Annotated in this window: 12 protein-coding genes; 4 read left to right on the top strand and 8 right to left on the bottom strand. The window is 67.5% G+C overall.

The window, feature by feature from the left end; all coding sequences use genetic code 11:
* Positions 1-61: 61 nt before the first annotated feature.
* A complete protein-coding gene (locus CXR42_RS16120) occupies positions 62-2602 on the top strand; it encodes a response regulator (protein WP_103258598.1) in 2541 nt (846 codons plus the stop codon).
* Position 2603: 1 nt separating this feature from the next.
* On the opposite strand, the gene CXR42_RS16115 is transcribed toward CXR42_RS16120, so the two are convergent.
* Complete coding sequence (locus CXR42_RS16115; RefSeq protein ID WP_180996090.1) at positions 2604-3176, bottom strand: GNAT family N-acetyltransferase; 573 nt, start codon at positions 3174-3176, stop codon at positions 2604-2606.
* 127 nt (positions 3177-3303) lie between these two features.
* On the opposite strand from CXR42_RS16115, the gene CXR42_RS16110 reads away from it, so the two are divergent.
* Positions 3304-3657, top strand: a complete 354-nt coding sequence (locus CXR42_RS16110) for a cupin domain-containing protein (protein WP_103258596.1) — start codon at positions 3304-3306, stop codon at positions 3655-3657.
* Here CXR42_RS16110 and CXR42_RS16105 read toward each other — a convergent pair.
* Genes CXR42_RS16105 through CXR42_RS16095 form a run of 3 tightly spaced genes read right to left on the bottom strand, consistent with a single transcriptional unit; the run spans position 3644 to position 5772 of the window.
* The gene (locus CXR42_RS16105; protein WP_103258595.1) at positions 3644-4321 is read right to left on the bottom strand and encodes a 5-formyltetrahydrofolate cyclo-ligase; all 678 of its coding nucleotides are present in this window, start codon (positions 4319-4321) and stop codon (positions 3644-3646) included. The two genes, CXR42_RS16110 and CXR42_RS16105, sit on opposite strands and share 14 nt — an antisense overlap.
* On the bottom strand, positions 4318-5316 hold the full coding sequence (locus CXR42_RS16100) for an NAD(P)H-dependent flavin oxidoreductase (RefSeq protein WP_103258594.1): 999 nt from the start codon (positions 5314-5316) through the stop codon (positions 4318-4320). Before CXR42_RS16100 ends, CXR42_RS16105 begins: the two co-directional genes overlap by 4 nt.
* Positions 5317-5328: 12 nt before the next feature.
* Positions 5329-5772 (bottom strand): group III truncated hemoglobin, encoded by a 444-nt coding sequence (locus CXR42_RS16095; protein ID WP_103258593.1) that lies wholly within the window; start codon positions 5770-5772, stop codon positions 5329-5331.
* A 75-nt stretch (positions 5773-5847) separates the two neighbouring features.
* On the opposite strand from CXR42_RS16095, the gene CXR42_RS16090 reads away from it, so the two are divergent.
* Both CXR42_RS16090 and CXR42_RS16085 read left to right on the top strand, forming a co-directional pair.
* A complete protein-coding gene (locus tag CXR42_RS16090) occupies positions 5848-6261 on the top strand; it encodes an Rrf2 family transcriptional regulator (RefSeq protein ID WP_103258592.1) in 414 nt (137 codons plus the stop codon).
* A 62-nt stretch (positions 6262-6323) separates the two neighbouring features.
* On the top strand, positions 6324-7187 hold the full coding sequence (locus tag CXR42_RS16085; protein WP_103258591.1) for a DMT family transporter: 864 nt from the start codon (positions 6324-6326) through the stop codon (positions 7185-7187).
* Here the strand turns inward: CXR42_RS16085 and CXR42_RS16080 are convergent.
* The 4 genes from CXR42_RS16080 to CXR42_RS16065 form a co-directional block, all read right to left on the bottom strand.
* Positions 7184-8059: a DMT family transporter gene (locus tag CXR42_RS16080; protein WP_103258590.1), complete on the bottom strand. Its 876-nt coding sequence runs from the start codon at positions 8057-8059 to the stop codon at positions 7184-7186. The two genes, CXR42_RS16085 and CXR42_RS16080, sit on opposite strands and share 4 nt — an antisense overlap.
* 7 nt (positions 8060-8066) lie before the next feature.
* Positions 8067-9242, bottom strand: a complete 1176-nt coding sequence (locus CXR42_RS16075; protein WP_103258589.1) for an amino acid aminotransferase — start codon at positions 9240-9242, stop codon at positions 8067-8069.
* Between the two features lie 63 nt (positions 9243-9305).
* Positions 9306-10169, bottom strand: a complete 864-nt coding sequence (gene sseA / locus CXR42_RS16070; protein WP_103258588.1) for a 3-mercaptopyruvate sulfurtransferase — start codon at positions 10167-10169, stop codon at positions 9306-9308.
* Positions 10170-10259: 90 nt separating this feature from the next.
* A complete protein-coding gene (locus CXR42_RS16065) occupies positions 10260-10544 on the bottom strand; it encodes a hypothetical protein (protein WP_103258587.1) in 285 nt (94 codons plus the stop codon).
* Positions 10545-10569 lie beyond the last annotated feature (25 nt).

Below are 10569 nucleotides of genomic sequence, written 5' to 3'. Positions count from 1 at the left end.
ATCCGGATGTGCGGTGAAACCGTCACGTGCCGGGGGTTCGGACAGGACGGCCGCACAAGTGATGGAAGTTTCGGAACGACTGCTCAGGGAAAGACGCGCGCGCCTTGCGGCCGAGCGGCTTCTTGAACAGAAAAGCCGGGAACTTTTCGCCGCCAACGAAAAGCTGGCGATCCATGCGCGTGCCTTGTCGGACCAGATCGTCGAACAGCGCCAGATGGTCCGCTCTGCCCTGACCGAGGCGGCGGCGCTGAAGAACCAGAATCACCGCTTTGTCGAGGATCTGGACAAGGCCCATACCGCCGCCGTCATGGCCGAACGGCGCCTGTGGGATTCGATCAACACCATCCGCGACGGATTCGCCGTCTTTGACAGCGGCAAGCGCCTGGTCAGTGCGAACCTCGCCTGGCTTGCCACGTTTGAAGGCCACACCATCGCCCCCGGCTTCCCGTATGAGGAGATGGTGCGCATCATCGCGACCTCGGGCCGCCTGGATCTGGGAGAGGAGGCGCCAGATGCCTTCGTCGACCGGATGATCGCCCGGCTGGACGTCGACCCGATCGAGGCGGTCACCCTGAAATTCAGCGACGGCACCTGGATCAAGCTTCAGGACCGCCGCGCCCGCGATGGCGACCTTGTGTGCCTCGCGCTCGACATCACCGATCAGATGCGCATCTGGGCCGCGATCGAGGCGATCCCGGATGGATTTGTGCTTTACGACAGGGAGGAACGGCTTTTGACCTGCAACCAGCGCTACCGCGACACCTATCCCGCCTCGGCCCCGGCCATGCAGCCCGGCGCGAAGTTCGAGGATATCTTGCGTTTCGGCCTGGCCAACAGCCAGCACGCCGACGCCATCGGCCGGGAAGAGGACTGGATCGCCGAACGCCTGATACGCCACCGCGAGGCGACCGGGATCTTCGAACAGCAGCTCACCGATGGCCGCTGGATCCGTGCCCAGGACCATCCCACCCCCGACGGCGGCCGCGTCGGTCTGCGCGTCGACATCACCCAGTTGAAGGAACACGAGGCACAGCTTGATTCCGCCCGCAAGGCGGCAGAAGCGGCCAGCCGCGCGAAGTCGGCCTTCCTTGCGAACATGAGCCACGAAATCCGCACGCCGATGAACGGCGTGGTAGGGATGGCGGAACTCCTTTGCGATACCGCCCTCACGGAAGAACAGCGCCTGTTTGCCGAAACGATCCGCTCCTCGGGCGAGGCGCTTCTGGTCATCATCAACGACATCCTGGACTACTCCAAGATCGAGGCCGAGCGTCTGACCCTGCGGCCCGAACCCTTTGATCTGGAACGCACGATCCATGAGGTGACGATGCTTCTGCAACCCCGGGCACGGGAAAAGGGTATCGACCTGATGATCGACTTCGACATGTTCCTGCCCACCCGCTTTGTCGGCGATCCCGGCCGGTTGCGGCAGGTGCTGACCAACCTGATCGGCAATGCGGTCAAGTTCACCGAGGCCGGCCACGTCCTGACCCGTGTCGTCGGGATCGAATCTGCCGACGGGGCGCAGACCCTGCATGTCACGGTCGAGGATACCGGCATCGGCATCGCGCCCGAATACCTTGACCACATCTTCGGCGAATTCAACCAGGTCGAGGATGAGCGGAACCGCAAGTTCGAAGGCACCGGCCTGGGCCTGGCCATCACCCGGCGGCTGATCGAACATATGGGCGGCGCGGTCTGGGTGGACAGCGACCCCGGCCAGGGCTCCAGCTTCGGGTTCCGTGTCACCCTTCCGGTGGCCGAGGATGCGGGGCCGGTCCAGGTGCCGGTTTCGGTCCGGCGCGTGCTGGCGGTGGATGACCAGTTCATCAACCGCACCATCCTGGAACGCCAGCTGACCCCCTGCGGGATCGAGGTGACGCTGTGCCGCTCAGGCGCGGAGGTGCTGGAACGTCTGGCGGCCGACCCGGACTATGACGTGCTGCTGACCGACCACGCGATGCCGGAAATGGACGGCGATGTCCTGCTGCACCACATCCGCGCGGCCGGACACAAGCTGCCGGCGATCCTTCTGTCCTCGAACCCCTCGAACCTGGGCGAGGCGGCGCAGGACTTTGCCGCCGTCCTGCAAAAGCCCGTGCTGCGATCGGACCTGTATCGCCACTTGCAGGCCCTGACCGCGCCGGTCCTGCCCGACCTGCCGCCCCTGCTGTTGAAGCCCGTGGAACTGCGCCAACTGCGCATCCTTGCGGCCGAGGACAACCGCACCAACCAGTTGGTGTTCCAGAAGATGGTCCGGGCGATGGACCTGGACCTGGTCTTTGCCGACAACGGCCGCATCGCGGTGGACCTGTTCCAAAGCTATCAGCCCGACATCATCTTCATGGACATCTCGATGCCCGAGATGGACGGCAAGGAAGCCGCCCGCGCGATCCGGGCGCTGGGCGGTGCAGGGGCACATGTGCCGATCATCGCCCTGACTGCCCACGCGATGGAGGGTGACGCTGAAGCGATCCTTGCGGCCGGCATCGACCAGTATCTGACCAAGCCCCTGCGCAAGTCTGCAATCGAGGCCGCCTTGACCGAACATTGCCCGCCCGGTGTCCGCACCCCGGTCGCCGAGACGGAAAGCGCCGCCTAGATCACAGGTCCTTGACGAACAGGATCCATTCCCGCGCATCGACCTGCCAGTCGCCCTTGACCACGGGGCGGCGGGCGATCTCGCGGTACCCCTTGGCGCGGTACAAGCGCAGGGCATCCTGATGGGTGTCCTCGGCGATCAGGCTGATCGTCCGGTGCCCCAGCCGCCGGGCAATCGCCTCGGCCTCGGCCAAAAGCGCGCTGCCGCAGCCGCGACCGCGGAAGCTGTCATAGGTGGCCAGCACGTTCAGATACCATGCCCCCGGCGCCAGCGCCTCCAGTTCCAGAAGCGGCACAAAGATCGGCGGGGTGTCAGGGTCGATCGGCGAAGGCTCGGTCTCGGCCGGATAGCCCAGCAGGCAGGCCGCCACCTTGCCATCCACCTCGGCCAGCCAGGCGTTGCCGTACGAGAAGTTGCCAGTGTCGCGCGCCGCCCGCTCGCGGCCATAGGCCCAGGGGTCGTCCTCGGGCCCCACCGATTTCCGCCAGAAATGCAGCGGCAGGTCGTCGGCAGCCATGTTGATGAACCGGACCAGATGCTCGGCATCCGCCGCCCGCGCTTCCCGGATCTGCATGGTCGCCTCCGTACCGTTGTCCCGCACTTGATCCGACATGGCCGCGTCGGGCGCAAGGTCCGCAGGCGCTTGACTTGGACTTTGGCGCATAGGACCACTTCGACGAAAGTTCTCAGGAGAGACCAAGATGAGCGACATGGTTTTCCGCTTCCCCGCGCCGGGGCCGGACCCGATGCTGACCGACCTTGAAGGCTGGGTGAAGGTCGAGGGCACCCCGACGATGAAAACCTGGGTGCAGCACACCACGATCGACGGCAGCGTGATCAGCGGCACCTGGGAGGCGACACCGGGCACCTGGCACGCCACCTACAAGTTCTACGAATTCGTCCATCTGATCGAGGGCCAGATCACCATCACGCCCGACGGCGGCGCGCCGGTGACGATGGGGCCGGGCGACGGCTTTGCCGTCGAAGCCGGGTTCAAGGGCACCTGGCGGATCGACGCGCCGGTGCGCAAGCATTTCTGCATCAAGCTGAAATAGCCGCCTGCACCCCGGCCTCGGTGACAATCGCATCCAGCCTGATGTCGTGCGGCTGAGGATAGATCGTCGCCAGCCGCGCCGACTGAAAACCCACGCCGATGGTGAAGGGGCGGGGGGACAGGCTGGCCAGCGTCCGGTCGAAGTAACCGCCGCCATAGCCCAGCCGAAAGCTGTCGTCGGTCCAGCCCACCAGCGGGGCAAGTGCAATCTCGGGCGTCACCGCTTCGGCCTCGGGAGGGGGGACGGGGATGTTCCAGTCGCCCCGCACCATCCGTGTCTCTGGTGTCCAGCGGCGAAAGACCAGCGGCGCGGCCTTCACTTCGACCAGCGGCAGGGCGACGCACACCCCCTGGCGGTGCAGGTCCGCTAGCAAGGGCCGCAGGTCCGGCTCGCCCTTGATCGGCCAATAGCCGGAAAACACCCGTCCCCGCAGATCGAAGCGGTCGCTCAGGAAGGCACACAGATTCCGGGCCAGGGCCGCGCCCGCCGCTTGCCGTTCGGCAACCGAAAGCATGTCCCGCTCGCCGCGCAGCCGGGCCCGCTCGGCCTTCCGCCAGCGCGCCACGTCTCGCGCTTGGTCAGGGTCGACTGCCAGCGGGTCGAAATAGGTCGGGTCGACCTCGGCGGCCAGACAGGGCGGCGAGGCATAGCACTTCCCGCTCATCCCAACCGCTCCAGACAGGCTTCCGCCTCACGCACCATCTGCCGCAGCCGGTCGCCGGCCGGCATCACCTGGTGGATCGCGCCTGCGCCCTGACCGGCGTAAAGCGCCATCTCCTCCAGCGCGCCAGAGGTGTGGCGCATCGGCGAGTCGGTGCTGTAGCGCAGCAGCGGCTGGCCTAGGTCATCCGCAATCACCTCGCGCGGCAGGGTATCCGGGTCGTGACCCATCAGCCGGTCGCCAAGCGCCGCCGTGACGCTATTGCCGATCACCCGCACCGCCGCGCCTTTGGGCCAGTTCAGCACGAAGGCATCGGTCAGCACCGTATCCTCGCCCGCCGCCGCCACGACGCGGGCCTTGTGGTAGTCATGCGCAAAGGCTTCGGTTGTGGCCAGGAACGCCGTCCCGCACTGCACCCCTTGCGCCCCCAGCGCCAGCGCCGCCGCCAACCCGCGCCCGGTCGAAATTCCGCCGGACAGGACCACCGGCACCGTGGCGACATCCAGCACCGCCCCGGCCAGGGCAAAGGCACCGGTGCGGCCGTGGACATGGCCTCCGGCCTCGATCCCCTGCGCGATCAGCACATCTGCGCCCGCCTCTTGCGCCTGCCGGGCCGCGTCGACCGTGCCAACCTGATGCAACACCAGACAACCCTCGCGCTTAACGCGGGCCACGGCTTCTGGCACCACGTCCCAGAAGAAGGTGAAGGCCCGCACGCCCAGGTCAAGGCAACGCGATAGCTGACGGTCCAGAAGGGCAGGGTCGGTGGCCGAGGGGATCACGTTGACCGCGAACGGCCGGTTCGACGCGGCGCGCAGGGCGCGGACCTCGGTCTCGATCAACTCGGGGCTTTCGCGGACCATGCCAAGCATCGCGAACCCGCCCGCATTGGCCACCGCAGCCGCCAGTTCCCAGCGCGCGACACCTCCCATGCCGGCAAGAAGGATCGGGACCTCGCAGCCCAGAAGGTCACAAAGCGGCGTCCGCAGATTGGCCATCCTTCCCCCTTCCTAGCGCAGCGACGGCACCCCGGAGCTTGCTGCATCCGTCACCGCCATGTGCAGCGACCGTGCGATCCGCTCCGCCCGCTCGATCAGATGCGCGGCGCCCTGCGGCGGGCACAGTTCCCGCGCGGTCTCGCGGAACAGGGTCAGCCAGCGGTCGAAATGCGCGCCCGTCACCGGCAAGCTGGCATGTGCCGGGACCGGCGCGCCGTGATACCGCCCGGTCATCAGCGCGACCGAGGACCAGAAGTCCACCATCCGCTCCAGATGCGGGCCCCAGTCATGGATACGGTCGGCGAAGATCGGGCCAAGCACCGCGTCTGCCCGCACACGGTCGTAAAAGCCATGCACCACCTGACGCAGCAGGGTATCGCTCAGGCCGGTCTGATCCATCAGGGCCGCAGTGACGGCGGGGCGGGCCGAAGGGGTGCTGTGGGAAAGCGCAGTCATGGCAACATCCGTTCTGCTTGCTTTCCGGTCTAGCCCTGCTAATCAGTATTGTAAATACCGATTGATCGAGTACCCATGCGCCTGACCCTGTTCACCGACTATGGCCTGCGGATGCTGATGCGGATGGCCGCCAGCCCCGACCGTGGCTTTTCCACCGCCGAACTGGCGCAGGAATTCGGCGTCTCACGCCACCATCTGACCAAGATCGTCCAGCGACTGGCGCAGGCGGGCTATGTCACCACGCGGCGCGGGGGTGGGGGCGGGGCGATGCTGGCCCGCCCCGCCACCGAGATCCGGCTGGGCGCCCTGATCCGCCTGCTGGAAGAGGGGCAGGCGCTGGTGGAATGCCTTGCCCCCGGCGGCGGAGACTGCAGCCTGGACGGTCAGTGCCGGCTGAAGTCCCGCCTGCGCCGGGCCGAAGCGGCCTTCCTGACCGACCTCGACCGCTCCACTCTCGCCGACATTGCACTGACCCCGGCAGCCGTCTGATTGGGGCTGTTGCCCGGCAAAGCGCCGCACTAGGGTCCGCCCAAGGACCAAAGGGGCAGGGGATGCAGCGCGAAGGCAGGCCGATGCGCGGGGTTGCGCTGGTGGCGGCGGCGACGCTGCTGTTTGCCTCGGGCGATACGCTGGGCAAGCATCTGGCGATGCTTTACGCCGCGCCGCTGATCCTGTCGGCGCGCTATGTGATCAACCTTGTCCTCGTCGCCGTGACGATGGGCCCGCGCCACCGCAGCGCGGTCTGGCACACGCAGCGCACCGGGCTTGTCGTCCTGCGCGGCCTGTTCCTGGCCACCGCGACGATCACCATGCTTCTGGCCCTCCGCGTCATGCCGGTGGCCGAGACTGTGGCGATCATCTACATCACGCCGGTCCTGCTGATGCTCGCCTCGGGCCCGATCCTGAACGAGAAGGTCAGCCTGATCGGCTGGCTTTGTGCGGGCCTTGGCTTTGCCGGGGTGCTGCTCATCGCCCGCCCCGGCAGCGGCCTTGATGCATGGGGCGTGGCGCTGGCGCTGCTGAACGCGGTCCTTGGCACCGGGTATCACCTTCTGACCCGCATCCTGACCCGGACCGAGACGACAATGGCGCTGATGTTCCATACCGCGCTGGTGGGAACCGTGGTGTCGGTCTCGCTGACGTTGGTCCTTGGCCTGCAAAGCCTGCCAACCCTGCCGGACGCGGCCATGATCCTGGCCTATGGCACCTTGGCCACCGTCGGCCATCTGCTTCTGACCACCGCCTACCGCGAGGCCCCGGCCGCGACGCTTGCCCCGGTCAACTACCTGCACATCGCCTTTGCCACGGTGCTGGGCTGGCTGGCCTTTGCCCAGATCCCCGATGCCCTGGCATTCGCCGGAATGGGTCTGATCGCGGCGGCGGGGCTTCTGGCGGCCTGGCGGGCCAGCCGCTAGCCCGCGGCCAGCGTGATCAGCGCGGTGCCCGCCACAGCCAGCCCCGCACCCGCCCAGGCCAACGCGGTCGGCGGGCGGCGTGAAACGTACCAGACCATCGGCAGAATCAGGATCGGCGTGGTCGATGACAGGGTGGTCACGATCCCCACATCCCCCACCGCCAGGGCCGCCATCAGCAGCGACATGCCCAGGAAGATGCCGCTGAACGCCGTGGCCCCGATGCGCCGCAGGTCTGCCGGTGCCGGCCGCGCCGCCGGGCGCAGGCGCGGCACCGCCAGAAGTCCGATGAAGAACGCCGCCCCCAGCCCCGACCGGATCGCCATGGCGGTAAAGGGCTCTACCCCGTCCAGCATCGCGGGCCGGGCGAACAGGCTGCCCGCCGCCTGTCCCAGCGCCGTGACCACACCCAGCGCCAGACCCAGGCCCAGCGCACCCTGTCGGCCGCTCTCGCGCCCGCCCGGCCCTAGGATCGCCAGCACGATCCCGGCAAGGATCAGCCCGACACCCGCACCCTGCATCGGGTTCACCGTCTCGGCCCGGAAGGCATAGCCCAGCACCAGCGCAAACGGCGCCGACAGAGTAAAGACCAGCGCATTCAGCCGCGGCCCCAGAAGCTGGATCGTCGCGACAAAGGTCGATGTCGCCAGCATGATCCCCGCGGCCGAGGATGCAGCCAGCCACAGGAACTGCTCCAACCCGACCGTCCGCCAGCCCCCCAGCACGACCGAGGCCGCTGCGGTCATCGCAAAGGCCAGCCCCATCTGCCAGCGCGCCAGCTGCAAGGGGCCGACCCGGCCCGTGAGGCTGTCGATCTGCATGGCCGACAGCGCAAAGGTGGCGGCCGCCGCAAGGGAAAGCGCGACGGCAAGCATGGTGGGGTCAGATCACCTGCGCGATTGCGGCGGCCAGCACCGGCACCGTCTTGGCGTTCAGCCCGGCGATGTTGATCCGGCTGTCACCGACCATGTAGATGCCATGCTCTTCCCGCAGCCGGGTCACCTGCGCCTCGGTCAGGCCCAGCCGGCTGAACATGCCCCGGTGATGGGCGACAAAGTCGAAACGGTCCGAATTCGTGGCGCGGCGCAGCTCCTCGGCCAGCGACTTGCGCAGGCCCAGCATGTTCTGGCGCACCTCTTCCAGTTCCGCCTTCCAGTCCTGCGTCAGCGCCTGATCTTCCAGGATCATCGTCACCAGCCGCGCGCCGTGGTCGGGCGGGAAGCTGTAGTTCTGCCGGTTCAGGAAGTTCAGGTTCCCCTGCACCACCGCCTTGCGGTCGGGCGAAGTGAGGGCGACCAGAATCCCGGTCCGCTCACGGTAAATACCAAAGTTCTTGCTGCACGACGCCGCGATCAGCACCTCGGGGAAGGCGGCGGCGACCTTGCGGGTCGCGGCGGCGTCCTCTTCCAGCCCGTCGCCAAAGCCCTGATAGGCCAGGTCCACGAACGGCACCGCCCCTTTGCGTTGCAGCAGCGCGATCACCTGGTCCCATTGGTCCGCCGACAGGTTCGCGCCCGTCGGGTTGTGGCAGCAGCCATGCAGCAGGACCGCATCGCCGGCCACGACGCCCTCCAGGTCGGCCATCAGGCCCGCAAAATCGATGCCCGAGGTGGCGACGTCGAAGTAACGATACTCCACCCCCGTCATCCCAAGGTATTTCACGATGGACGGGTGGTTCGGCCAGGTCGGCGCGGACATCCAGACGCGGGCCTTGGGGTTCGCCATCTTGATCAGTTCCAGCGCCTGCCGGATCGCGCCGGTTCCGCCGGGCGTGGCGACACTGGCCGCCCGGTCGGCATAGCCCTCGCCCAGGATCATCGAGACCAGCGCCGCATTATAGGCCGGCTCACCGGCCAGGCCGGTATAGGTCTTGGTCGTCTCGACCTCCCACAGCTTCTTCTCGGCCGCCTTGACGGCGCGCATGACCGGGGTCAGCCCGGTCGCGTCCTTGTAGACGCCAACGCCAAGGTCGATCTTGGTGGTCCGCGGGTCCTCGCGGTACATGGCGATAAGTTGCAGGATCTTGTCCTGCGGCTGGGGATTCAGGGTTTCGAGCATGGGATTTCCCGGGGTTCTGGACGCCAGCCCAGTGCCACAAGCCGCACCGCTCGGCAAGCGGAGTCAGGGTCCGGTGGCGACCCGCAGATCGTCATACATGCCCCATTCCGCCCAGGACCCGTCATACAGCGCGTGGTTCCGGTGCCCCATCCGCTCCAGCGCCAGCGACAGCACCGCCGCCGTGACGCCGGACCCGCAAGTGGTGATCGCCGGTTTCTTCAGGTCCACCCCCGCCGCTTCGAACACCGCCTTCAATTCGGCCGCCGGCTTCATCGTCCCATCCGGGTTCAGCACATCAGCGAAGGGCAGGTTCTTCGACCCCGGGATATGGCCCGAGCGCAGGCCCGCCCGCGGTTCCGGCGCCTCTCCCCGGAAACGGGGGGCCGAGCGCGCGTCGATGATTTCCGCCTCGCCCAGCTTGGCGGCATGGGCGACCTGCGTGACGTCCTTCACCAGATGGTTCTGGCGGCTGACGGTCATGTGCCGGTCGCGGATCACCGGCGGCATATCCTCGACCTCGCGCCCCTCGGCCTGCCACTTGGGGAAACCGCCGTCCAGCACGGCCACGTCGGTCTTGCCCATCAGGCGGAAAGTCCACCATACCCGCGCCGCGCTGAAGATGCCGGCACCGTCATAGACCACGACCTGATGCCCGTCGCCCACGCCCATCGCCCGCATCCGGCTGATGAACTTCTCGGGCGGCGGGGCCATGTGCGGCAGGTTCGAACGCTGGTCCGAGATCTCGTCAATGTCGAAAAACCGTGCGCCGGGGATATGGGCGGCCTGATACTCGGCCTTCGCATCCCGGTTCATCGCCGGCAGGTACCAGCTTGCGTCCAGCACCCGCAGGTCCGGGTCGCGCCGATGTTTCGCCAGCCAGTCGGTCGAGACCAGCGTCTTGGGGTCGTCCTGCGGCGATGGGGTCATTCGGGCCTCCCGGGGATCACCGGGATATATGCATTGCCGCGCGGCCCGCGCAAGCGGCGCGGGGCCATGCCCGACCCCGCGCCCAAGCGATTACTTGACCATGGCCTTCTTCACAAAGCCCGCGATCAGCGTCAGTACTGCACCGCCGACCCCGCCACCTGCGACCGACTGCACCAGCGCGCCGATATCCAGCGCCGAAAGGTCCAGCGCCGCGCCGCCCTCGCCGCCAACGAGCCCGGTCAGAAGCCCGCCGAGCAGCCCGCCAAGGCCACCGACGACCGAGTTTCCTGCCGTCCCCAGGCTAAGGCCCTTGGCCCCGGCCCCTGCGGCATTGCCGCCGACCAGCCCCGCAATGATCTGGATGATCAGTTCCATTACCCGCAACTCCACTGTCCGCCGG

Source organism: Tabrizicola aquatica, from assembly GCF_002900975.1.
Lineage (GTDB): Bacteria > Pseudomonadota > Alphaproteobacteria > Rhodobacterales > Rhodobacteraceae > Tabrizicola > Tabrizicola aquatica.
The sequence above is the reverse complement of the archived record's forward strand: the minus strand, read 5'-3'. Positions and strand labels throughout refer to the sequence as shown.